16 protein-coding genes are annotated in these 23583 nt (G+C 64.5%); 6 read left to right on the top strand and 10 right to left on the bottom strand.

Annotated elements, in window-relative coordinates:
- Window positions 1-8 precede the first annotated feature (8 nt).
- From WCL10_RS03385 to ppk2, 3 genes are all read right to left on the bottom strand, one after another.
- Window positions 9-689, bottom strand: coding sequence for an outer membrane lipoprotein carrier protein LolA (locus WCL10_RS03385; RefSeq protein ID WP_336894214.1), 681 nt, complete (start codon window positions 687-689; stop codon window positions 9-11).
- A gap of 109 nt (window positions 690-798) precedes the next feature.
- A complete protein-coding gene (rpmG, locus tag WCL10_RS03380; RefSeq protein WP_054106051.1) occupies window positions 799-966 on the bottom strand; it encodes a 50S ribosomal protein L33 in 168 nt (55 codons plus the stop codon).
- Between the two features lie 102 nt (window positions 967-1068).
- The gene (gene ppk2, locus WCL10_RS03375; RefSeq protein ID WP_336894213.1) at window positions 1069-1854 is read right to left on the bottom strand and encodes a polyphosphate kinase 2; all 786 of its coding nucleotides are present in this window, start codon (window positions 1852-1854) and stop codon (window positions 1069-1071) included.
- Between the two features lie 104 nt (window positions 1855-1958).
- On the opposite strand from ppk2, the gene phhA reads away from it, so the two are divergent.
- Window positions 1959-2897, top strand: coding sequence for a phenylalanine 4-monooxygenase (gene phhA / locus WCL10_RS03370; RefSeq protein ID WP_336894212.1), 939 nt, complete (start codon window positions 1959-1961; stop codon window positions 2895-2897).
- Here the strand turns inward: phhA and WCL10_RS03365 are convergent, their stop codons facing one another.
- The 3 genes from WCL10_RS03365 to WCL10_RS03355 form a co-directional block, all read right to left on the bottom strand.
- Complete coding sequence (locus WCL10_RS03365) at window positions 2898-3710, bottom strand: undecaprenyl-diphosphate phosphatase (RefSeq protein ID WP_336894211.1); 813 nt, start codon at window positions 3708-3710, stop codon at window positions 2898-2900.
- Between the two features lie 66 nt (window positions 3711-3776).
- The gene (locus tag WCL10_RS03360; RefSeq protein ID WP_336894210.1) at window positions 3777-5942 is read right to left on the bottom strand and encodes a M13 family metallopeptidase; all 2166 of its coding nucleotides are present in this window, start codon (window positions 5940-5942) and stop codon (window positions 3777-3779) included.
- Window positions 5943-6046: 104 nt separating this feature from the next.
- Window positions 6047-7867 (bottom strand): ABC transporter transmembrane domain-containing protein, encoded by a 1821-nt coding sequence (locus tag WCL10_RS03355; RefSeq protein ID WP_336894209.1) that lies wholly within the window; start codon window positions 7865-7867, stop codon window positions 6047-6049.
- Between the two features lie 181 nt (window positions 7868-8048).
- On the opposite strand from WCL10_RS03355, the gene phaZ reads away from it, so the two are divergent.
- On the top strand, window positions 8049-9296 hold the full coding sequence (phaZ, locus tag WCL10_RS03350; RefSeq protein WP_336894208.1) for a polyhydroxyalkanoate depolymerase: 1248 nt from the start codon (window positions 8049-8051) through the stop codon (window positions 9294-9296).
- 134 nt (window positions 9297-9430) lie between these two features.
- On the opposite strand, the gene WCL10_RS03345 is transcribed toward phaZ, so the two are convergent.
- The 3 genes from WCL10_RS03345 to WCL10_RS03335 form a co-directional block, all read right to left on the bottom strand.
- Window positions 9431-9889 (bottom strand): MaoC family dehydratase, encoded by a 459-nt coding sequence (locus WCL10_RS03345; RefSeq protein WP_336894207.1) that lies wholly within the window; start codon window positions 9887-9889, stop codon window positions 9431-9433.
- A 68-nt stretch (window positions 9890-9957) separates the two neighbouring features.
- Window positions 9958-11340, bottom strand: a complete 1383-nt coding sequence (locus tag WCL10_RS03340) for a putative O-glycosylation ligase, exosortase A system-associated (protein WP_336894206.1) — start codon at window positions 11338-11340, stop codon at window positions 9958-9960.
- Complete coding sequence (locus tag WCL10_RS03335) at window positions 11333-11524, bottom strand: hypothetical protein (protein WP_336894205.1); 192 nt, start codon at window positions 11522-11524, stop codon at window positions 11333-11335. The genes WCL10_RS03340 and WCL10_RS03335 overlap by 8 nt, the downstream gene beginning before the upstream one ends.
- A 111-nt stretch (window positions 11525-11635) precedes the next feature.
- On the opposite strand from WCL10_RS03335, the gene WCL10_RS03330 reads away from it, so the two are divergent.
- The 4 genes from WCL10_RS03330 (at window position 11636) to WCL10_RS03315 (ending at window position 20830) form a co-directional block, all read left to right on the top strand.
- The gene (locus WCL10_RS03330; protein WP_336894204.1) at window positions 11636-12868 is read left to right on the top strand and encodes a TIGR04063 family PEP-CTERM/XrtA system glycosyltransferase; all 1233 of its coding nucleotides are present in this window, start codon (window positions 11636-11638) and stop codon (window positions 12866-12868) included.
- A 64-nt stretch (window positions 12869-12932) separates the two neighbouring features.
- Window positions 12933-14474 (top strand): hypothetical protein, encoded by a 1542-nt coding sequence (locus tag WCL10_RS03325; RefSeq protein WP_336894203.1) that lies wholly within the window; start codon window positions 12933-12935, stop codon window positions 14472-14474.
- A gap of 249 nt (window positions 14475-14723) precedes the next feature.
- Window positions 14724-19364 (top strand): glutamate synthase large subunit, encoded by a 4641-nt coding sequence (gene gltB, locus WCL10_RS03320; RefSeq protein WP_336894202.1) that lies wholly within the window; start codon window positions 14724-14726, stop codon window positions 19362-19364.
- A 32-nt stretch (window positions 19365-19396) separates the two neighbouring features.
- Window positions 19397-20830 (top strand): glutamate synthase subunit beta, encoded by a 1434-nt coding sequence (locus tag WCL10_RS03315; protein WP_336894201.1) that lies wholly within the window; start codon window positions 19397-19399, stop codon window positions 20828-20830.
- Between the two features lie 521 nt (window positions 20831-21351).
- Here the strand turns inward: WCL10_RS03315 and WCL10_RS03310 are convergent.
- On the bottom strand, window positions 21352-23331 hold the full coding sequence (locus WCL10_RS03310; RefSeq protein ID WP_336894200.1) for a hypothetical protein: 1980 nt from the start codon (window positions 23329-23331) through the stop codon (window positions 21352-21354).
- Window positions 23332-23583: the final 252 nt, after the last annotated feature.

Here is a 23583-nt window from a genome sequence, read left to right as displayed (position 1 = left end):
ACTGGCCCCTATTTGCGCCCGGTGGTCCGGGGATCGTTCCACCGGAAGATGTTGGCAGGCAGCGCCACGCCGTAGCGCTGGTTCGACAGCCGCACCGTTGTGCGCCGGTTCTGCGAATCGAGCGCGACCCAGCTGTTGAGCTCCAGCCCGCCCGGCGCGCCGGCCTTCTTCAGCAGGATCATGGTGATCGAGCCATATTCCGGATGACGCGGATCGCGCACGTCCATGCTCACCACGTCGGGATGGCCAGTGGCGTTGAGCGTTGCATAGCGCGCCACGTCCTTGTTCGGATCGAGCAATGCGCCAAGCGGGCTGTTGCGAATCGGCCAGCGCTGGACCTGGCGCACTTCGTAATCGATCAAGGTCAGCGACGAACCGTCCGAGACAATCAGCAGCGGCACGCCGGGCTGATACTGGAAGCGGATCTTGCCCGGCCGCTGCAAGCTGATCACGCCGCTAAGGCGCTGACCGTTGCGGTCGGTCTGGACGAAATCGGCCTGAAGGGAGGTGATCGCGCGCAGTGCCGCCACGGCCTGATCGATCTGCGGATTGGACTGCGCGGCGGGCGCTTCGGGCGCGGCGGCAAGCTGGGAAGCGGGCGCGGCCAGTGCGAGGAGAGCCGCCCAAGACAACCGGGCGACGCGGGACGGGCGGGCGGCACGAATGCCGAGGTGCTTGAGCGTTTGCATCGCCGTTCCTTGCAGCAGCGGCGTTGAACTCAGCGTGAACTTCGCCCGTTCGCGGGAAGCAGGAACCGGGCGGGGCGAACAAGCACCCGCACGCCCGGTCAAGTCCGACTTACTTGATCTTGGCTTCCTTGAACTCGACATGCTTGCGCACCACCGGGTCATACTTGCGGAACACCATCTTCTCAGTGGTGTTCCGCGGGTTCTTCTTCGTCACGTAGAAGAAGCCGGTGTCGGCGGTCGAGACCAGGCGGATCTTGACGGTAGTTGGCTTGGCCATGGCTTTATCCTGAAACTTTGCGGTCGCGCGAAAAACGAATAGGGCGGCGCGTCGCCACGCCGCCAGACAGGGGCCGGTCGTTGTGAGCGAATCGCGCAAAAGTCAAGTGTCGGGATATGGCGTCAGCGGTTTCAGCACGCCGAAGTGCTCCTTTGCCAGTGGTTCGGCCAACTTCGGCAGCTCGGGCGGCGCCTGCTCCACCGTCTTTACAGGCAGCCGATCCAGCAGATCGCGCACCAGGGTCAGCCTTCCCCGACGCTGGTCGTTGAAATCGACCAGCGTCCACGGCGCGTGCTTCGTATGCGTTGCCTTCAGCATCGCCTCGCGCGCATCTGTATATGCGCGGTACTGGCCGCGTGCGGCAATATCGACGGGCGAGATCTTCCAGCGCTTGCCCGGATCCTCGCGCCGCTCGGCAAGGCGCCTTTCCTGCTCCTCCTGATCGCAGGTCAGCCAGTATTTGAGCAGCAGCAGGCCGTCATCGACCAGCATCCGCTCGAAGCCGGGCACCGCATCGAGGAACGCTGCCACCTGCTCCTTGGTGGCATAGCCCATGACCTTCTCGACCCCCGCGCGGTTGTACCAGCTGCGGTCGAACAGCACGATTTCGCCTGCGGCGGGCAGGTGGGGGACATAGCGCTGGAAATGCCACTGTGTCTTTTCCCGCTCGGTAGGGGCGCTCAGCGCCACGGTGCGCACTTGCCGGGGATTGAGCTTTTGCGAGATCGCATTGATCGCCCCGGTCTTGCCGGCAGTATCGCGCCCCTCAAGGATCACCAGCACGCGTGCGCCTGTCTGGCTGGCCCAGCCGGCCATGGCGGTCAGCTCGGCCTGCAGCGGCTCGAGCAGGTCCTCATAGTCCTTGCGCCCCAGTTCGCCCACGCGCATCCCCTTGGTCTCCTGATGCGCCACAGTGTCGCAGCCCCGCCGCTTTGGCAATCGCCGCCGATTGCGCAGACCGGCGGCACCTGTTACAAGTTTCAATTGATACCATGATAGGCCAATCCGCCACGCTCGACGCCTTCGTGCGCCTCCCCGAACTGCCCGCCGGTGTCTTCACCGCGCCGCTGCAGCGCCCGGCGCACGTGGGCGATGATTGGCTGGAGCCCAGCCAGACCGACTATTCGGCGGATGAGCACCGCGTTTGGGACGATCTCTTCGCCCGCCAGTTGGCGGTCCTGCCCGGCCGCGCCGCAAGCGCCTTCCTCAAGGGGCTTGAGCGGCTCGACCTCGGGCGCGGCGGCGTGCCCGAATTCGCCCGGCTCTCGGCAGAGCTCGGCGCGCTCACGGGCTGGAGCGTGGTGCCTGTGCCCATGCTCATTCCCGATCACGTGTTCTTCTGGCACCTCGCCAACCGCCGCTTCCCCGCCGGCAACTTCATCCGCCCGCGCGAGCGCTTCGACTATATCGAGGAGCCCGATGTCTTCCACGATGTCTTCGGCCATGTGCCCATGCTCACCGACCCGGTCTTTGCGGACTACATGCAGGAATATGGCCGCGCCGGGTGGAAGGCGATGCGCTACAACCGGCTGAAGGGACTCGGCGCGCTCTACTGGTACACGGTCGAGTTCGGCCTGATCATGGAGCCCGAAGGCCTCAGGGCCTACGGCGCGGGCATTCTTTCCGGCCCCGCCGAAGCGGTCTTCGCGCTCGAGGCAAGGTCGCCCAACCGCATTTTCCTTCACGTCGATCGGGTCATGCGCACCGACTATGCGATCGATGACCTGCAACCGACCTACTTCGTGATCGAGAGCTTTGCGGATCTCTATCGCCAGACCGTCGAGCGCGATTTCGACCGGCTTTACCGGGGCCTCGGCGCCGGGTTCACCTATGCCGGCAGCGCGGTGATCGATGTCGACGACGTGCTCCACCGCGGCACGCTGGAGTATCACCTGCGCGGCGGGCGGGGCTCGGGCGCCCTGCCGGTCTGATCAGGCCCAGAGCAGCCAGGCCAGTACCGCGCTTCCCAGCACGATACGGTACACCGCGAAAGGCGTGAAACCCTGCCGGCTGACATAGTCGATGAAGAACCGGATCACGATCAGCGAGACGACGAACGAGACGACCGAGCCGATCGCGATCTCCTGCCAGCCCACTTGCCCAGCGCCGACAGCCAGCTCGTGGCGGTGGTCCCATAATTGCTTGACCGTTGCCCCCAGCATCGTCGGCACCGCGAGGAAGAAGCTGAATTCGGCCGCCGTGCGCCGGTTCTCGCCCAAGGTCAGCGCGCCCATGATCGTCGCGCCCGAACGCGAGATGCCGGGGATCACCGCGATGCACTGCATCATGCCGATCCCGATCGCCTGCCCCAACGGCATCCGCCCAACCGGCCGGTAGTCCTGGTGGCGCACCAGCCGCTCGACCACAATTATCACGAAACCGCCCACGATCAGCGCCACGCACACCACCATCGGATTTTCGAGCAGCAGGTCGATCCGTGACTTGAACAGCACGCCCACGATTGCGGCGGGCACAAAGGCGGCCAGCACGTTGCGGATGAACGCGATCGATTCGCGCGATCCCCGCAGTGCGCCCACCGTGACAGTGGCAAAAGTTCGCCAGTAGAGCACCACCACGGCCATGACCGCGGGCAGCTGGATAACCACGTTGAACACTTCCCAGGTCTTGGCATCATAGCCGAAGAGCTCGGAAGCGAGGATCAGGTGCCCAGTCGACGAGACGGGCAGGAACTCGGTGAGCCCCTCGACGATGCCGAGCAGAATGGCGGTGATGATCGTATCCATGGGGCCTAGGCCTTGCCGCCGCGCCGCGCCATGTCAAGCGCGGGCAGCGCTTAAACTTTGGTCATCTCACCAGATCCGCACCCGCTCCTCGGGCGGCAGGTAGAGCTTGTTGCCCGGCTTCACCTTGAAGGCCGCGTACCACGGATCGAAATTGCGCAGGACCGCGTTGACGCGCGCCTCGGCCAGCGAATGCGGATCCGTCGCGAGCAGTTGCCGGGCAAAGGCCTCGCGGTACTTCCAGCGCCACGCCTGCGCATAGGAGAGGAAGAACCGCTGGTCGCCGGTGAGCCCGTTCAGCACTGGCGCGGGCTTGCCGCCCAGCGAGAGCTTGTAGGCGGTGTAGGCCATCGAGAGCCCGGCCAGATCGCCGATGTTCTCGCCCAGGGTAAGCCGGCCGTTATGGCAGGTCTTGCCCTCGTCGAACGGGCATTGCTTGTCATATTGCGCGGCAAGCTTTGCCCCGAGTGAGTCGAATGTCTTGCGGTCCGCCTCGGTCCACCAGTCCCTCAGCGCGCCGGTTCCGTCATAGCGCGATCCCGCGTCATCGAAGCCGTGCCCGATCTCGTGGCCGATGGTGGCGCCCACCGCGCCATAGTTCACCGCCGGGTCTGCTGCGGGGTTGAAGAAGGGCGGCTGGAGAATGGCGGCCGGGAACACGATCTCGTTGGCAGTGGGCTGGAAATAGGCGTTCACCGTCTGCGGGGTCATCAGCCACCGGGCCTTGTCGACGGGCTTCGGCAGATCGCTCAGCATGTCCTGCCAGTGCCAGCGGTTCGATTCGATCGCATTGGCGAGCGGTTGACCCGGCTTGATCGCCATGCCCTCATAGGTCTTGAACGTGTCAGGATAGCCGATCTTGACCGTGAACGCGTCAAGCTTGGCAAGCGCAGCCGCGCGCGTTGCCGGGCTCATCCAGTCGAGGTCCTTGAGCTTGGTGGCCAGCGACGCACGCAGGTTGGCGACGAGCGTGACCATCGCCGCCTTGCTCGAAGGCGGGAAGTAGCGGTCGACATAAGCCTTGCCGATTGCCTCGCCCATCTGCGACTGCACCGCCGAAAGAGCGCGCTGCCAGCGCTGGCGGTCGCGCTCGCGGCCCTGCAGCGTCTTTCCGTAGAACGCGAAGCGTGCGTCATCCACATCGCTCGGCAGCACCGAGGCGTTGTCGATCATGAAATGCGCTGCGCACCAGGCCTGCAGCACGGCAAGGTCCTCCTCGCCCAGCAGCTTGATCAGCGCCGGAAAGCCCCCGCCCAGCTTGGCGAGGTCTTCCTGTGTCACGCCCAGCTTTGCCGATTTCTCCGCGCTTGGCAGGATCTCGGCCACGATGATCGCCTTGACCTGACCCAGCCCCGTGCCCTCGAGCAGCGGCGCCACCGGGAAGGCCCCGCCCAGTGCAATCAGGTCCTCGCGGTTCATGCGGTTGATCGTCAGCAGCGGGTTGCGCTGCACCGCCTTGTCCCAGTCGAGCACCGCGATCTTGTGTTCGAACGCATAGACCTTGGCCGCTGCACCGGCAGGATCGGCATAGCCTGCTTTGCTCAGCAGGAAGGCCAGCATCGCGCGGTACTTGTCCTGCAGCTCGCGGTTACGCGGATTGTCGATAAGGTAATAGTCGCGGTCGGGCAGGCCGAGCCCGCCGACCCCGGTATAGGCCGCGTAGAAGCCGGGGTTCTCGGCATCGATCTGCACCGAGAAGGCAACGGGTGAAGGGTAGCCGGGCGCTGCAAACAGCGCGGCAAGCTCGTCGCGGGTCCTGGTCCCCTTGATCCGGTCAAGATAGGGCTGCACCGGGGCCATGCCGGCGGCATCGATCGCCGCGCTGTCAAGATAGGCACGGTAACTGTCGCCAATACGCTGGCCATCGCTGCCTTGGGCCTGCGGCCGGGCAGCAAGGTCCTCGACGATCTGCTTCACCGCCTGTTCGGCTCCCAGCACCAGCGCAAGCGCGGCGCCGCTGTAGGGGTACTGCGGCGGGATCGTTTCGCTGCGGTCCCACTTGCCGTTCACATAGGCAAAGAAGTTGTCACCCGGCTTCACCGCCGGATCGAGGTCGGCGGGATTGAAGCCCCAGCCACCGAAGGTGGGAATGCGGTATCCGTCGATCGTGCCGGCCGGTTGTGTGGGGGGCGCAGCCGGGGCGGGGGCTGCTGCGGGTTCAGCGTGGGCAGCGTCTGAAACGGCGAGCGCGAACAGCGAGGCGGCGGTCAACGCGCCGAGGGTGTGTTTCAGCATGGATCTTAGGCCGTCCATTCGATTGCAGATGAAACGTTACCGGACATTAACCATGCGCTGCCGCATGTCCAGCATCCCGCCGAATCCGTCACATGGTGCGCTCTTCAGGCCTCGGCGCTGTCGAACTGCAGGCGGGCGAGGCGGGCATAGAGCCCATCCTGCGCCGAAAGCGAGGCATGCGTGCCCTGCTCGACGATCCGGCCCTTGTCCATCACCACGATCCTGTCCGCCGCGCGCACCGTGGCAAGGCGGTGCGCGATGACCAGCGTGGTACGCGCCTTCATCAGCGTGTCGAGCGCGTCCTGCACCAGCCGCTCGCTCTCGGCATCGAGCGCGCTCGTCGCCTCGTCGAGCAGCAGGATCGGCGCGTCGCGCAGCAGCGCGCGGGCAATCGCGATACGCTGGCGTTGACCGCCCGAAAGCCGAGCGCCGTCCTCGCCGAGGAACGTGTCGAGCCCTTGCGGCAACTCTTTCAGGAACGTTGCGGCATTGGCCGCCTCGGCTGCTTCCCAGATGCGCGCATCGCTCGCGCCCCAGTTGCCATAGCGCAGGTTGTCGCGCGCGGAGGCGGCAAACAGCACGCCGTCCTGCGGCACCAGCGCCATGCGCGCGCGCACTTTGGCAGGGTCGGCCTGCGGCAATGGCACTCCGTCGATCCGCACCGTGCCGGCGTGCGGGTCGTAGAACCGCTCGGCAAGCAGGAACAGCGTCGATTTGCCCGCGCCCGAGGGCCCGACAATCGCCACCGTCTCGCCCGGTTCGACCGCCAGCGAGAAATCCTCGAGCGCGGCGACTTCGGGTCGGCTGGGATAGCGGAACGACACGTTCTGGAACGCGATCTGCCCGCGCGGCGGCTGGGGCAAGTGCAGCGGGCGCGCCGGTGCGGTGATGTCGGGCTGCTCGAGCAGCAGCTCGTTGAGCCGCCCGGCCGCCCCTGCGCCGCGCAAGAGGTCGCCATAGACTTCGGTCAGCGCGCCGACCGCGCCTGCGACGATCCCGCCCGTCAGCACGAAAGCGGCAATCGTGCCGCCGCTGATCGAGCCGTTTGCGACGGCCGTCGCGCCCTGCCACATCAACGTGGCAATCCCGCCAAACACCAGCACGATGACGATCGAGGTCATGATCGAGCGGATCATGATGCGCCGCTTGGCCGCGCCGAACGTGCGCTCCACGGCATCGGCAAAGCGCCCCGCCTCGCGCTTTTCCTGCCCGAAGGCCTGGACCACCTTCATCGCGCCGAGCACTTCGCTGATCTGCACGCCGATATCGGCAACCCGGTCCTGGCTGGAGCGCGAGGCCTTGCGCAGCCGCGATCCGAAGAACACGATAGGACCGACCACGACCGGAATGCCGACCAGCAGACCCGCGGTCAGCGCCGGAGCCAGCGTGAACAGATAAGCGATCCCGCCCAGCGCGGTGATCGCATTCCTGAGCGCGATCGAGGCGGTGGTGCCCACCACCTGCTCGATGATCGCGGTGTCCGAGGTCATGCGCGAGGAGATTTCCTTCGGGCTGTTGCTCTCGAAGAAGCTCGGCGGCATGCGCAGCAGGTTGGTCTGGACCTTGAGGCGGATATCGGCGACGACGCGCTCGCCCAGCCACGAAACGAAATAGAACCGCACCGCGGTGCCGATGGCGAGGATCACCACGATCAGCAGCAGCCAGCGGAACGCGGCGTTGATCGTCGCGGCATTGGCGCCGGGCCCGAAGGCCTTGTCGATGATCGAGCGGAAGCTGGCGGGAATCGCGATCGTAGCGCCGGAAGTGATCAGCAGCGCGGTCAGCGCGATGGCAACCTGGCCGGGATAGGACGCACCCTCACGCAGCAGCATGCGCAGCGGGCTCAGGGTCCTGGCGGGGCGCGGCGCAGCAGGGGTTTCGGCAGCGGTGCGCTCGGGGGCGGGGGTCTCGGTCACGGCATCCATCGCGCCCGCCCTAGCCCAAGCGGACAGGGCCTGAAAGGGGGCAGCTGGGCAAACTGCCCCCGGAATCGGGATTGGCCGGTCCAGGATGGGGCAATGGTGCGTTGCACAAGGTGCAAAATCACGGCAGACTGTAGCCAATCGGAGGACACTACGCCTCCGCAACAATCAAAAGGTGTTCGCAGTGCTCTACAAAGCCTATGAAATCCAGCGCTCGCTGCTCAATGCCGGCAGCGCGATGGCCTCGATGTGGGCCGATATGCTCGCCGATCCGCGCAACCCCTGGGCGCCCTTTGGCGGCACCCAGATGATGGCCTCCGCGCTCGAGGTCTTCGCCCATGCCGCCGCGCCGCGCGGCAAGCCCACGTTCGGCCTCAAGGTCCTCACTGTCGACGGCACGGCCCATGCGGTGAACGAGACGGTGGAGATCCACCAGCCCTTCGGCGATCTCAGGAAGTTCACGCACGAAGGCCTGCCCGCCGATGCGCCGCGCCTCCTGATCGTCGCGCCGATGAGCGGCCACTACGCCACGCTCCTGCGCGGCACGGTGGAACGCATGCTCGAACGCTGCGTGGTCTACATCACCGACTGGGCCGATGCGAAGTACGTGCCGCTCGCCGACGGTCGCTTCGACCTTGACGAGTATATCGACTACATCATCGGCTATCTCGAACACATCGGCCCCGGCGCGCACATGATGGCGGTGTGCCAGCCCTCGGTCCCCGCGCTCGCCGCGACCGGCGTGATGGCGGTGCGCGAGAACCCGTGCCGCCCGGTCACGCTCACCATGATGGGTGGGCCGATCGACACGCGTGAAAGCCCGACCGCGGTGAACGACCACGCGATCACCAAGCCTTATGTCTGGTTCAAGCACAATGTGATCACCACCGTGCCCGCCAACTATCCGGGCGCTGGCCGGCAGGTCTATCCCGGCTTTGTCCAGCTCGCGAGCTTCATGTCGATGAACCTCGGCAGCCACATGAATGCCCACTACGGCCTGTTCAAGCATCTCGTGCAGGGCGACGGTGAAAGCGCCGATGCCACCAAGACGTTCTACGATGAATACCGCGCCGTCTGCGACATGACGGCCGAATTCTACCTGCAGACCGTCGATGTCGTGTTCCAGACCCACGCCCTGCCCAAGGGCGAGCTGGTCCACCGCGGCATCCTCGTCGATCTCGCCGCGATACGCGACACCGCGATCCTGTGCATCGAAGGCGAGCGCGACGACATCTCGGGCATCGGCCAGACCAGGGCCGCGCTCAAGGTCACGCCGAACCTCCCCGAAAAGCTCAAGAAATACCACCTCGCGCCCGAAGTCGGCCACTACGGCATCTTCAACGGCTCGCGCTGGCGCAGCACGATCGCCCCGGTGGTCGAAGGCTGGATCAAGAGCAATACGGCCGCGCGCCGGCTGAGCGTGGTGGCGTAAGCCGCCACGCGCTCAGCGACTGCACTACTTCGGTATTTCGCGCGCAGCGAAGCAATCAAGAGCGGCCTGCACAACCGTTCTGGATTGCTTCGCTACGCTCGAAATGGCGAGGGAAGGGGACTTAACCCCTCACATCACACAAAAAACTGCGAAATCCATTCGGTGATCAGCGCGGGCTTGTCCTCGCCTTCGATCTCGACGGTGGTTTCCATCACCTGCTGCCACTGGCCGGGGCGCTTCTCGTCAAGCTCGAGCAGCTTGAACACCCCGCGCACCCGCTTGCCCGAGCGGACCGGCGCCAGGAAGCGCGTCTTGTTGCCACCATAGTTGACACCCATCTTCACGCCTTCGGGGCGCGGGCAATCGCTTTCCTGGGTCAGCAGCGGGATCAGCGACAGGGTCAAGAACCCGTGCGCGATCGTGCCGCCGAAGGGGGTCAGCTTCGCCTTTTCGGCATCGATGTGAATGAACTGGAAGTCGCCCGTCGCTTCGGCGAACTTGTTGATCCGCTCCTGCGTCACCTCGACCCATGCCGAAGTGCCCACCACCTGGCCGACCAGTTCCTTGATCGCCGCCGGTGCCATCGTCTTCATTGTCTCGTCTCCCGTTGTGCGTTGCCGCTTGCCCCTCTCTTGGCGGCAAGCGGGCGCGCTTGCAACGGTCAGGCGCTGGCTGCAGCTTCGGAGCGGGCAGCCGCCGCCGGTGCGCGCGGCGCGCGGAAGGGCTTGGGCACCGCGCGCTTCACGCGGCCGATGTAGGCCGAAAGCCCGCATTGCAGCCCCACCAGCATGTAGCAGAACGGCTGGAACGCAATGCCAACGAAGGCCCCGCCGACCAGATAGACGATCTGCGCCTGTTGCAAGGCATCGGCCAGCGGCGTCACCCACGCAAGCTCGGGAGGCGGGTTCTTGGCGTAGCGGCGTCGGATCAGCTCCATGTGGACCACGCCCATGATGTGGAGCAGCAGCCACATCGCGAGGCCCGGATAGCCCTGTTCGCCCAGCATCTCGAAATAGCTCGAATGGTAGGCGCGCGACTTTTCCTCGATCCGCACGGTCTGGAGCGCGGTGTTATTGTCGCCCGCCTTTTCGGCCTTGTACGTGTCGTAGCTCACGTGGTTCTGGATGTAGGCTGCAAAGCCACCGCCGAAGGGATGGGTCTTGGCGAACTCGATGGTCCATTTCCACACCGCCACGCGGGTCGAGGCGGACTGGTCGGACTGGTGGTTGCCGATGGTGCTCATCCGATCGGTAAAGCTTTGCGGCAGCAGCGGCATCGAAACGAGGCCGAGCGCGGCGATCACCGCGATATAGGTCAGTGGCCGCTTCACCGAGCGCAGCATCATCACGCCCAGCACCGCCACGCAGATGAGTCCGGTGCGCGCCTGCGTGCCCACCGGCATGAGCAGGCACGAGAGGCAGATGCCCATGGCAAAGAGCCAGACCAGCCAGCCGGGCTTGAAGATCGTGCCGTGCTTGGCCAGCCACAGCGCCAGCGGCATCGCGCAGACCGCCACGGTCGAGATGATCGAGCCTTCATAGAGCCCGGTGTTGTCGTTCACGAGCAGCTTGAGCTCGCCATAGCCGCCGCCGCCCGCCAGAGTCTTGATGCCCCCGCCGATGATGATGACCCCCACCGAGAGCACCATGAACAGCGCAAACGCCTCGATCCGGAGGCGCGTGCGCAAGGTCAGCGGCAGGAAGATGGCAAAGACCAGCGCCTTCCACACCCAGGCCCATTTCTCCAGCGCCTCGTCGGGGAAGTCTGCGGTTCGGGTGGTAAGGCCGCAATAGATGAGCAGCAGCAGCAGGATGAACTGGCGGGGCGAGAAGCGGATGCCGTTCTTGTCTTCGGCTGCCGCCCAGGCCGTCACCGCGCAAACAAAAGCGATGAGGCTGACGGGTATGCTGGAGAGAAAGCCCCAGGAAACCTTCTGCGGTGCCACGATATCGATATAGGCGTAGGCCAGCACGAACAGGAACGGGCGTCGCACGCCCGCTGCCAGAAACGCGGTGACAAAGGCCGTGAGGAAGAGGTTAAGCACGCGGCGGCTTCCCCTCACGGGATTTGTCGCCGCGCCGTGCGGAAAAGCCCCGCTTCAGCCGCGCCAGCGCGTCGGCCGAGCCGGGCAGGATCGGGTCGAAATCGAGATCGTCGTTGTGGATCAGCCGCCAGATGGCAATTGCCATCAGCACATGCGGCACCACCACGGTGAAGATATCGATCATGCGGGTAGCGCCCAGGCTGGATTGCGGCCCCGGATCGGGCCCCTTCGCGTTTCAGCTTTAGGCCGGTTCGGTTGACGCGGCGTTAAGTCCTCCCGTGCCATGAGGCTTGGCATGACCCGGGTGCTCCATATCCTCGATCACAGCCTGCCCCTGCAAAGCGGCTACACCTTCCGGACCCGCGCCATTCTCAAGGCGCAGGAAGGGCTCGGCCACGAAGTGCGCGGCCTCACCGGTCAGCGCCACATCGCGCCGGCCGAAGGGGCTGAACCCGAATCGCACGATGGCCTCTGCTTCTACCGCACCCCCGGCACGCCCTCGGGCCCGCCGGGCCTGTCCGAATGGCAGGAAATCGGCGCCTTCGCCCGGCGGATCGAGGCAGTCGCGCAGGAATGGCGTCCGCAAGTGCTCCACGCGCATTCGCCCGCGCTCGGCGGCCTGGCCGCAGTGCGTGCCGGGCGGCGGCTCGGCCTGCCGGTGGTTTACGAGATCCGCGCCTTCTGGGAAGACGCCGCGGTCGGCAACGGCACGGGCCGCGAAGGCTCGCTGCGCTACCGGCTGACGCGCGCGCTGGAAGATCGGGTGGTACGCGGCGCTGATGCCGTCGTCACGATCTGCGAAGGGCTGAGGGGCGATCTTGTCGCACGCGGCAATGATCCCGCGCGCATCACGGTCATGCCCAACGGCGTCGATCTCGCCCTCTTCGGCCAGCCGCTGGAGCGCGATGCCGCCTTCGCGCAGAGCCTCGGCCTGGGCGAAGGGCCGGTGATCGGCTTCCTCGGCAGCTTCTATCCCTATGAAGGGCTCGACGACCTTATCGCCGCAATGCCTGCGATCCTCGCGGCCCGCCCCGATGTCCGCCTGCTCCTCGTCGGCGGCGGCCCGGCCGAGGCGGCGCTGCGCGCGCAGGCGCAAAGCTCGCCCGCTGCAGCCGCGATCCACTTCGTCGGCCGTGTCCCGCACCACGAGGTCGACCGTTACTACGCCCTCGTCGATGTCGTCTGCTATCCGCGCAAGGCCATGCGCCTCACCGATCTGGTCACGCCCCTGAAGCCGCTCGAGGCCATGGCGCAGGGCAAGCTCGTCGCGGCAAGCTCTGTCGGCGGCCACCGCGAACTGATCGAGGACGGCATGACCGGCACGCTGTTTCCGCCTGATGATGCTGCGGGCCTCGCCGCCGCCATGGCCGCGCTGCTGGACGATTCCGCGATGTGGGACGCCCGCCGCGCTGTCGCCCGCGCCTTCGTCGAACGCGCGCACGACTGGTCGGTCAACGCGCGGCGTTATGATCCTGTTTACCAAACCCTGTTAACCCGGAGGCAAGCAATCTCCGGCGCCGCAGCCTGATCCGAAGGGGGCAGCATCCGGAGTCGCCGGACGTTTCCTTTCGAGACCGGGGTCTGAAGCGCGCATGAGTACGTTCCGCCAGAAGGTTCAGGCCACGACCAATTGGGTGCAGCCCGATCCCGATGACGCGGGCGAGCCGCGGGCCAAGCGGTTCCGTCGCCAGCCCCGCAAGGAGCCCCGAAGCCGCGTCCCTTCGCAGACACCAGTTACCGCGCACCGCCTTTTCCCCGTGTTTGCCGCGCTTTGGTTTGCCGCGCTGTTCGGCCTTGGCAGCCTTGCCATCTCGGGCGAAGTGCTTGGCGCGATTGTCAGTGCGATCGGGCTGCCCGCTCTGGTCCCCCTCACCGCCCCCCCGCTCGGTTTCACCGCGCACCTCCTCGTTGCCTTCGCGCTGACCATCGCCGGCGCCGCGCTCGGCTTTTTCGGCGCGCTGCGCCTGCGAGCGCGAGGGCAGGTGCAAGCCGTCAGCCCGGCAGAACCTGCGCCGCGCCCCGCCCCGGCCCCCGAAACCGGCGACATGCCCAGGGTGCGCGCCCGCGATGCCCATCCCGATGCCCCGCCGCGCCGTCCGCTGGTCCTGACCGAGGCCTTTGCCGACGAACCTGCCGAAGCTCCCGAAGAACCGGCACTGCCCGCCGCCGAGGCCCCGCTGCTCCGCCGCAAGCCCGGCCAGTCCGCCAGCGCGGTGCTGGCCAGCGAGCCCGAGCCGTGGATTCCGGTGTTTACCCCGGGCGGCGAGAGCGTAATCGAGCCGCTTGACCTTGCCGCACTTGATCTGTCGGAACTCGCTCAGGCCGCGCCGGTCGCGGCCGTGGAGCCTGAACCTGCAAGCGCAGCTGCGGCCCCGTTTGCGCCGCCGCCCACGTCCGCGCCGCAACCCCAGCCTCTGCCCGAGCCTGCCCCCGAACCCGTGCCCACCTTGCTGGCCGCCACGCCGCAGCTCCCCCGGGGCTTTGCTGCCGCACTCCCCGATCTGGAGCGGCTCAAGGCGGGCGAGACCTGGTCGCCGGTTGCCGGAGCATCACTCGATGCGCTCGGCCTCGTGCAATTGATCGAGCGGCTGGCGCTGGCGATTGCCGCGCGCAAGGCGGCAAGCGACGCTGGCCCGACCCCGCCGACCACCGGCATCGGCCCGGACGCGGAAACGGCGGTCGAACCCGCACCCGTCGCCGAAGCCATGCCCGTGCCTGACTCCTCGACCCTGCCGCTCCAGTTCGAAACGCGTCCCGACGCAGCCCCCCCGGCGAACGGCGAGCCGGTGGGCTCCGCGCGTGAAGCGATCCTGCGGCGGCTTGGCGCGATTGCCGCGGCGCCCGCTCCCATAGCGCCCGTTCCTGCCGCGCCCCTTGAAACCGCGCACATGCCGTTCAGCCGGCCGGTCCGGGTGGAGGCGGCGCCTGCACCTGTCGATCCGGTCGTTCCGCTGCGCCCGGCCGAACCCTCAGCCGGCCCCGGTCCCTTCGCGGCGCCCGCCGCACGGGCGGCCGCGTCTCCGGCCCAGCCCGCTCCCGCCGCCAGCCCGGCCGAAGTCCCGGTCCCCTTCGAGACCGACGCGGCCCTGCGCTCGGCGCTGGCCACGCTCCAGCGCATGACCGCGCGCGGCTGAACGCGCACCTGACGCTACGGAATGCAGGATCTGCGCGCCCTGTCGGGGCGCGGCGCCCGCCTGCATGCGTATTTCCGGCCCGGTGGTGGGGCGACCCTTCGGGCAAATCACCTGCCGCAGTTGCAAAATAACAATCCTGCAGTCATGGGGGGGCTTCGCGCAACTTTCGTTGTCCTCCGGGCAGCGTGATTCGCGCGTCTGTGTCAACCGGGTCCGTTTCTGGCGACCGAGTGCAGGGCGATATTTGCGATGGGTTTTCCGCAGGTTCAGGGGCTTTATGATCCGCGCAACGAGCACGATGCCTGCGGCGTCGGCTTCGTGGCGCATATCAAAGGCGTCAAAAGCCACGGAATTATCGAGCAGGCGCTCGAAATCCTGCGCAATCTTGATCATCGCGGCGCTGTCGGCGCTGATCCGCTGCTGGGGGACGGCGCCGGCATCCTGATCCAGCTGCCCGATGCGCTGCTGCGCCGCTGGGCGGAGGGTGAGGGCAAGGAACTGCCCGCGCCCGGCGACTATGCCGTGGCCATGTGCTTCCTCCCGCAAGACGCTGCCGCGCGCGACTTCGTAATCGAGCTGTTCGAGCGGTTCATCGCCAAGGAAGGCCAGCACCTCATCGGTTGGCGCGATGTGCCCACCACGCTGGATGGCCTCGGCAAGACGGTGATCGAGCAGATGCCGGTGATCCGCCAGTGCGTGATCCGCCGCGGCGAGAACTGCCCCGATCAGGACGCGTTCGAGCGCAAGCTGCTCGCGATCCGCAAGCAGACGCAGAACCCGCTCGCCGCGATGGCGGAGAAGCACGGGCTTCCCGGCGTGACGCAGCTCTACATGCCGAGCTTCTCGTCGCGTACCGTGGTCTACAAGGGTCTGCTGCTCGCCGATCAGGTCGGCTCGTTCTACGATGATCTGCGCGATCCCTTCTGCGTTTCGGCGCTCGGCCTCGTCCACCAGCGCTTCTCGACCAACACCTTCCCCAGCTGGAAGCTGGCGCACCCCTACCGGTTCATCGCGCACAACGGCGAAATCAACACCGTGCGCGGCAACGTCAACTGGATGAACGCGCGCCGCCGCACGATGGAATCGGAGCTTCTGGGCCCCGATCTCGACAAGATGTGGCCGCTCATCCCGCATGGCCAGTCCGATACCGCCAGCCTCGACAACGCGCTCGAACTGCTGCTTGCGGGCGGCTACAGCCTTGCCCACGCGGTGATGATGCTGATCCCCGAAGCCTGGGCCGGCAACCCGCTGATGTCCTCGGCGCGCCGCGCGTTCTATGAATACCACGCCGCGCTGATGGAGCCGTGGGATGGCCCCGCCGCGGTCGCCTTCACCGATGGCCGCCAGATCGGCGCAACGCTTGATCGCAACGGCCTGCGCCCTGCGCGCTTCTCGATCACCCGCGATGATCTCATCTGCATGGCCAGCGAAAGCGGCGTCCTCCCGTTCCGCGAGGAAGATATCGTGCGCAAGTGGCGGCTCCAGCCGGGCCGCATGCTGCTGATCGACCTCGAAGAGGGCCGGATCATCGAGGACGAGGAAATCAAGACCCGCCTCGCCAGCGAGGAGCCGTACGAGGAGTGGCTGGCCGCCGCGCAGTACAAGCTCAAGGAACTCGCCGTGGTGGAGCCGGAAGAAGCCGCGCTCCCGGTGACGACCGAGGCGCTGCTCGATCGCCAGCAGGCCTTCGGCTACACGCAGGAAGACATCGCCCGGTTCCTCGAGCCGATGGCAATGACCGGCGATGATCCGATCGGCTCGATGGGCACCGACACGCCGATCGCCGTGCTGTCCGATCGCTCGCGCCTGCTGTTTGATTATTTCAAGCAGAACTTCGCGCAGGTCACCAACCCGCCGATCGACCCGATCCGCGAGGAACTGGTCATGAGCCTCGTCTCGATGATCGGCCCGCGTCCGAACCTGCTCGGCCACGATGCCGGTACGCACAAGCGTCTCGAAGTCGATCAGCCGATCCTGACGAACGCTGATATCGCCAAGATCCGCTCGGTCGAAGCCGCGCTCGACGGCGCCTTCCGCACCGAAACGATCGACACGACCTGGGACGCCGCAACCGGCGCAGCGGGCCTCGAAATGGCGATCAAGGAAATGTGCTGGGCCGCGACCGAAGCCGTGCTTGCGGACAAGAACATCCTGATCCTGTCCGATCGCGCGCAGAACGAGCACCGCATCGCGATGCCCGCGCTGCTCGCCACCGCCGCTGTCCACCACCACCTCGTCCGCCAGGGCCTGCGCATGCAGACCGGCCTCGTGGTTGAGACGGGCGAGGCGCGCGAAGTGCACCACTTCTGCGTCCTCGCGGGCTACGGCGCCGAGGCGATCAACCCCTACCTCGCGTTCGAGACGCTGGAATCGATCCGCCTGGCGCGCGAGATGCCGCTCACGGCCTACGAGGTCGAGAAGAACTATATCAAGGCGGTCGGCAAGGGTGTGCTCAAGGTCATGTCCAAGATGGGCATCTCGACCTACCAGTCCTATTGCGGCGCGCAGATCTTCGATGCGGTCGGCCTCAGCTCGGCCTTCATCGACAAGTACTTCACCGGCACCGCCACCATGATCGAAGGCGTCGGCCTGACCGAGATCGCCGAAGAGACAGTGCGCCGTCACGCTGCCGCCTATGGTGACAGCCCGCTCTACCGCAAGATGCTCGACGTCGGCGGCATGTACCAGCTGCGCCTGCGCGGTGAGGAACACGCATGGACGGCAGAAAACGTCGCCAGCCTCCAGCACGCGGTGCGCGGCAACATCCCCGACAAGTACCGCGATTTCGCGCAGTCGATCAACGACCAGTCGGCGCGCATGCTCACCATCCGCGGCCTGCTCGAACTGAAGCCCGTCGGCGCGCCCGTGCCGATCGATGAAGTCGAATCGGCGAGTGACATCGTTAAGCGTTTTGCGACAGGCGCCATGTCGTTCGGCTCGATCAGCCGCGAGGCGCATACCACGCTCGCAGTCGCGATGAACCGCATCGGCGGCAAGTCGAACACGGGTGAGGGCGGCGAGGAGCCGGACCGCTTCGTACCGCTGCCCAACGGCGATTCGATGCGCTCGGCGATCAAGCAGGTCGCGAGCGGGCGCTTCGGCGTCACCACCGAATACCTCGTCAATGCCGACGACATCCAGATCAAGATGGCCCAGGGCGCCAAGCCCGGCGAAGGCGGCCAGCTGCCGGGTGACAAGGTCGACAAGGTGATCGGCAAGACCCGCCACTCGACCCCGGGTGTCGGCCTGATCTCGCCGCCGCCGCACCACGATATTTACTCGATCGAGGATCTTGCCCAGCTGATCCACGACCTGAAGAACGTGAACGGCAAGGCGCGCGTTTCGGTCAAGCTCGTCTCCGAAGTCGGCGTTGGCACCGTCGCCGCCGGCGTTTCGAAGTGCAAGGCGGACCACGTCACGATTTCGGGCTACGAAGGCGGCACCGGCGCTTCGCCGCTCACCTCGCTGACGCACGCGGGCAGCCCGTGGGAAATCGGCCTCGCCGAAACCCAGCAGACCCTTCTGCTCAACAACTTGCGCAGCCGCATCGCGGTGCAGGCCGATGGCGGCCTGCGCACCGGCCGCGACGTCGCGGTTGCCGCGCTCCTCGGCGCGGACGAGTTCGGCTTTGCCACCGCCCCGCTGATCGCGGCCGGCTGCATCATGATGCGCAAGTGCCACCTCAACACCTGCCCGGTCGGCGTCGCGACGCAGGACCCGGTGCTGCGCGCGCGCTTCACCGGCCAGCCCGAGCATGTGATCAACTACTTCTTCTTCGTCGCCGAAGAGCTGCGCGCGATCATGGCCGAATTGGGCTTCCGCACCGTCGGCGAGATGGTCGGCCGCGTCGATTGCCTCGATACGCGCGAGGCGATCACGCACTGGAAGGCGCGCGGCATCGATCTGTCGCGCCTGCTCCACAAGGTCGAACCCGCGCCGGGCACCACGCTCGGCTGGAGCGGCCGCCAAGACCACGGCCTCGACGCCGCGCTCGACAACACGCTGGTCGCCGCTGCCGAACCGGCGCTGGCGCGCGGTGAAGTCGTGCGCATCGAAAGCAAGGTGCGCAACGTCAACCGCACGGTCGGCGCCATGCTCTCGGGCGAAGTCGCCAAGCGCCACGGCCACCGCGGCCTGCCTTCGGGCACGATCCACGTCACGCTCACCGGCGTTGCCGGCCAGTCGTTCGGCGCCTTCCTCGCGCACGGCGTCACGCTCGATCTTACGGGCGATGCCAACGACTATGTCGGCAAGGGCCTCTCCGGCGGCCGCGTCATCGTCCGTCCGCCCGCGCATGTCGAGCGCGCGGCGAACGAGAATATCATCGTCGGCAACACCGTGCTTTACGGGGCCATCGCGGGCGAAGCCTATTTCAACGGCGTTGCGGGTGAACGCTTCGCGGTGCGCAATTCGGGCGCCGTCGCGGTGGTCGAAGGTACCGGTGATCATGGCTGCGAATACATGACCGGCGGCGTGGTCGTCGTGCTCGGGAAGACGGGGCGCAACTTCGCCGCAGGCATGTCGGGCGGCGTGGCCTATGTCTATGATCCGGAAGGCCGTTTTCCGGCGCTGTGCAACGGCGCGATGGTCGATGTGCTCCCTGTCTCGCCTGATCGCGACGAGGAGGAAGGCACCGGCCGCCCGCAGCAGCGCGGCGTCGATGTCACCGATTTCGGCATGGGCGATATGCTTCGCCACGATGCGGAGCGCCTGCGCATCCTCGTCGAGCGCCACCATCTCCACACCGGCAGCAAGCACGCCCGCGCGCTGCTCGACGACTGGTCCGAAGCGCTGCCGCACTTCGTCAAGGTCATGCCGCGCGACTATGCCCGCGCGCTTCGTCAGCTCGAAGCCGAGCGCGCCGAAGCCGCCAGCGAGGCTGCAGAGTAACTCCGGGCAGAATAAGTCAAGGTATCAACAACATGGGTAAGGCAACCGGCTTCCTCGAAATCGATCGCAAGGATCGCACGTATGACGCGCCGCAGGAGCGGCTGAAGCACTACCGCGAGTTCGTCATCCCGCATGACGATACCACGCTGAAGGGCCAGGCCGCGCGCTGCATGAACTGCGGCATTCCGTACTGTCACAACGGCTGCCCGGTGAACAACCAGATCCCGGACTGGAACCACCTAGTCTACGAGAACGACTGGCGCACCGCGCTCGACAATCTCCATTCGACCAACAACTTCCCGGAATTCACCGGCCGCATCTGTCCCGCTCCGTGCGAGGCATCCTGCACGCTCAACCTCGTCGACCAGCCCGTCACCATCAAGTCGATCGAATGCGCCATCGTCGACAAGGGCTGGAAGGACGGCTGGATCGAGCCGCAAGTGCCCGCGCACAAGACCGGCAAGTCGGTTGCCGTCGTAGGCTCGGGCCCGGCGGGCCTTGCCTGCGCGCAGCAGCTCGCCCGCGCCGGCCACTCGGTGACAGTCTTCGAAAAGTCGGACCGTGTCGGCGGCCTGCTCCGCTATGGCATCCCCGATTTCAAGCTCGAGAAGCACCTCATCAACCGCCGCCTCGTCCAGATGATGGCCGAAGGCGTCGAGTTCCGCACCTCGGTCGAAGTCGGCGTTACTGTCTCGGTCGCGAACCTGCTTGAAAACTTCGACAAGGTCGTTCTCGCCGGCGGCGCGGAAGACCCACGCCCCATCGGCATCCCCGGCTTCGAGCTCCCCGGCGTGCGCTACGCCATGGAATTCCTCACCCAGCAGAACAAGCGCGTCGCCGGAGACGATGAGATCCGCGCCGCCCCGCGCGGCTCGCTCCTCGCCACCGGCAAGCACGTCGTCGTCATCGGCGGCGGTGATACCGGGTCGGACTGCGTCGGCACTTCGAACCGGCAGGGCGCCCTCTCGGTCACCCAGCTCGAAATCATGCCGCGCCCGCCCGAAAAGGAAGACAAGGCGCTGACCTGGCCCAACTGGCCGCTCAAGCTGCGCACCTCTTCCAGCCACGAAGAAGGCGTCGAGCGCGAATTCGCCGTGCTGACCAAGCGCGTGCTGGGCGAAAACGACGTCTCAGGCCTCGAATGCGTCCGCGTCGAATGGAACAATGGCAAGATGGAGGAAGTGCCCGATAGCACTTTCGTCATCCCCGCCGATCTCATCTTCCTCGCCATGGGCTTCACCGGCCCGCGCAAGCAGGGCCTGCTCGAACAGGCCGGCGTCGATCTCGACGCGCGCGGCAACGTCAAGGCGGGCACCGCCGACTACCACACCAGCCACGAACGCATCTTCGCCTGCGGCGACATGCGCCGCGGCCAGAGCCTCGTCGTCTGGGCCATCCGCGAAGGCCGCCAATGCGCCCGCGCCGTGGACGAAGCCCTGATGGGCACAACCGAACTCCCGCGCTGAGCCTTCAACCCCTCCCCATTTTTGCGGCACGTACAAATGGGGAGGTGGCAGCCCAAAGGGCTGACGGAGGGGTAAATTCCTCCCCGGAAAGAGGAGGGGAACCCCCAGAAACCTGCCTCCGGCGGGCAAGGGCCATCGCCCTTGCATCCCGGCAATTCGGCCCATTTCAGGGTGACACAAGTTACACCGGTGTCACCTACAAAATGCGTATGCAACCGTCTGATCAAACGCCATAAAATCAAGTCCAGGTGACATCCGGACACGTCGCGCACCCGTCACCCTCGCAGCCTGCCAACACTGTCAAAGAACGCCGAAGCCAAAAAGCCTCACGCGCATTCTGGCAGGTTTCGGCGATGTAGGAAAATGATGACGCAGCAGGGGGGCGGGATCGGAACCGGAAGGTGGCCGCGAGGTGGTTTGCAGGTTGGCAGGGGGCGGGAGGATGCCTCCGGCGGGCAAGGGCCATCGCCCTTGCATCCCCGACTCTCGGGTTTGCTGCATCTGTCACAGCAACCGAAGTATTAGTCTTTGTATTTCTGCCTTTGCCGATGCTCTTCCTCCATCGGATCCATAAGGTAACCCAGTAGATCCTCTAAGATGCAGACCTCAAAATCTGGCTGCTGATTTCCATCGGCAAACGCAAGATGAGTTGCGCCAAAGGTGAGTCGACTAGCGCCTTCGTCGCCAACCAGGAGCGAATTGAGGTAATATTTTTCCTTAAATTGTTTAGTTGCCTTCCAGAAAACGACAAAATTTATATGCTTTGGATATTTAACATCATTCGCAAAATCACGTGTCAGTGCGTCTAGGTCATATTTATACTCAAGAACCCTTGGTTCAGATGGGTAAGGTAGTGTGCTATCTGGACCAATACCGAGAGGGTTGTTTGTTTTCGAGTACCTGATATCTTCGTCTGGATCGTAATCCAGCAAGTAAAGTGAGTCGTATCGTTCGCTTTGTGACGTTGAGAAAAATTTAATGCCGCGAATCAAGTTAAGGCCAATGAGTTGATGGAATAAAGCTATTACATCCTGCTCCTGTTGAGGCTCAGAAAGAAGAGTGATATTTCCGTTTGCGGCCTTAAAGCTAAGCGATTTCCGATCCCGATACTGCTCTTGAGCTCGTTTCCATTCGTGAAGTTCCTTGTCCGGCGTTATTGCAACCGCGCCGCTATCTGGTTTCAAATTTTGCAAGTATCGCTTAAAAATGTTCACGCACTGAACAGCAAGTCTTTTAGCGAGCTCCTCAAGCTCGGGCTGGAATGCCTTTCTCCCCATATCCGGGGATCCATCCATGAAGTGAACTATGATATGTGTATTAGCTTGATAGCCTATGGTACTTGTTAGCGGGATAATGGTAAGGTCGCCCTGGGCCATAAAATCAGACGCAAGCTGAAGACCGCCACGAATGACCCTCTGGCCTTTATTGAGACCCAGAATCTCTTCATTGAGTTCGCCCCACATCTTTGCCGATCGCAAAAATGCAGAGTAAATAACAACATTGTGTTTTCGAACTAGAGCTCTTTGATCGTCATCGAGCGTTTTTGAAAACCACCAATCTTCGTCTACGATTTGCTTGGTGTCATAAATTTCCCAGAGACAGTCTAGTCTTTTATATTGACTGTCGAGCCGCGCATAACGTTCATCAGTTGAACCCTGTAAGCCGTGAAGCGCTTTTTCGATGTCTGTGACTGCTCCGACTTTTATGTCGGCCATCTCATGCGGATAATAATATTCTGGTTTCGATAGAGTTGTAAAAGTAACATTTCCGGAAGAGTCGGTTACCTTGACATTGACGATTGGTGAGAGCGATGAAGTGCGAAGATAAATTCCGCCGATTGGTGTCTTAATTCTCAGGACGTCTGCCCACTGTTGTGCAGTCCTTGCGCCAATCCAATCAAATCGCTTCGGACGCTCACCAGAAACGCCGCCTACGACGACTTCAACTGCGGTTCCATCCTGGCCTTGGCTCAATTCAGGTATGCCAAACAGTTCGGTAGAAAATTTTGGCCGGGGAACAGTGTCGTGCTGATCTTGAGCCCACTGCCTACCTTGCCTCAGATTGACTGCATATTCCTGCCGATCTTTACGTGTATGTATCCGGATAAGTGAAAATCCGTACGCCAAAAAATTCGCCCCAACGCCCTTCTGCCCTCTATACTCACGCGGCTTTTTAAAGCTTACATTTGGTTTAGCAAAATAGCGTAACTGATGTGCATCCATTCCTACGCCATTGTCGACAACGCGAATTTTTGATCCCTGAATATCAATGTGGATCCAAATTTCGGGGCGATAGCCATTTGCCTCAGTCCGAGACTTCGCTTCCATCGCATCGAGTGCATTTTGGATTAGTTCTGAGAAAAGATCGAAATAGCCTGTATATGATTTGAGAATATTGGAAACAATACGCCTATTCTGATCATCCAGCATACGAGTGGTTTCTGGATCAGAGATATCAATCGATAGTGGATCAAATCCATCCATATCCAAAACGTTCGTCATGTTCGCCATATGCCTCGTTGCGTAATCCTAAGCTGCCGGGAAAACGGAGCAGAAGCAATACGCGAAGCGCGGCTCATGATCGCATTGGGGTTACCCAGGGTACGGCGTTAGGCTGACACGTGCAACAACCCCCAAGCTTAGGGATGCAAGGGCGATGGCTCTTGCCCGCCGGAGGCTCTTTTCTTCAGCCGTGCCCCTCCACCACCTTTGGTGGTCCCCCTCCCCGTTCCGGGTAGGAATTACCCCTCCGTC

The organism is Novosphingobium sp., from assembly GCF_037133355.1.
Classification (GTDB): Bacteria; Pseudomonadota; Alphaproteobacteria; order Sphingomonadales; family Sphingomonadaceae; genus Novosphingobium.
Note: the sequence above shows the minus strand (reverse complement) of the source record. Positions and strands in the feature narration are given on the sequence as shown.

Bases quoted from the DNA above. Each gene is read 5' to 3' on its own strand.
- WCL10_RS03385 (WP_336894214.1), bottom strand. From the start codon at position 689: ATGCAAACGCTCAAGCACCTCGGCATTCGTGCCGCCCGCCCGTCCCGC.
- rpmG (WP_054106051.1), bottom strand. From the start codon at position 966: ATGGCCAAGCCAACTACCGTCAAGATCCGCCTGGTCTCGACCGCCGAC.
- ppk2 (WP_336894213.1), bottom strand. From the start codon at position 1,854: ATGCGCGTGGGCGAACTGGGGCGCAAGGACTATGAGGACCTGCTCGAG.
- phhA (WP_336894212.1), top strand. From the start codon at position 1,959: ATGATAGGCCAATCCGCCACGCTCGACGCCTTCGTGCGCCTCCCCGAA.
- WCL10_RS03365 (WP_336894211.1), bottom strand. From the start codon at position 3,710: ATGGATACGATCATCACCGCCATTCTGCTCGGCATCGTCGAGGGGCTC.
- WCL10_RS03360 (WP_336894210.1), bottom strand. From the start codon at position 5,942: ATGCTGAAACACACCCTCGGCGCGTTGACCGCCGCCTCGCTGTTCGCG.
- WCL10_RS03355 (WP_336894209.1), bottom strand. From the start codon at position 7,867: ATGGATGCCGTGACCGAGACCCCCGCCCCCGAGCGCACCGCTGCCGAA.
- WCL10_RS03345 (WP_336894207.1), bottom strand. From the start codon at position 9,889: ATGAAGACGATGGCACCGGCGGCGATCAAGGAACTGGTCGGCCAGGTG.
- WCL10_RS03335 (WP_336894205.1), bottom strand. From the start codon at position 11,524: ATGATCGATATCTTCACCGTGGTGGTGCCGCATGTGCTGATGGCAATT.
- WCL10_RS03330 (WP_336894204.1), top strand. From the start codon at position 11,636: ATGACCCGGGTGCTCCATATCCTCGATCACAGCCTGCCCCTGCAAAGC.
- WCL10_RS03325 (WP_336894203.1), top strand. From the start codon at position 12,933: ATGAGTACGTTCCGCCAGAAGGTTCAGGCCACGACCAATTGGGTGCAG.
- gltB (WP_336894202.1), top strand. From the start codon at position 14,724: ATGGGTTTTCCGCAGGTTCAGGGGCTTTATGATCCGCGCAACGAGCAC.
- WCL10_RS03315 (WP_336894201.1), top strand. From the start codon at position 19,397: ATGGGTAAGGCAACCGGCTTCCTCGAAATCGATCGCAAGGATCGCACG.
- WCL10_RS03310 (WP_336894200.1), bottom strand. From the start codon at position 23,331: ATGACGAACGTTTTGGATATGGATGGATTTGATCCACTATCGATTGAT.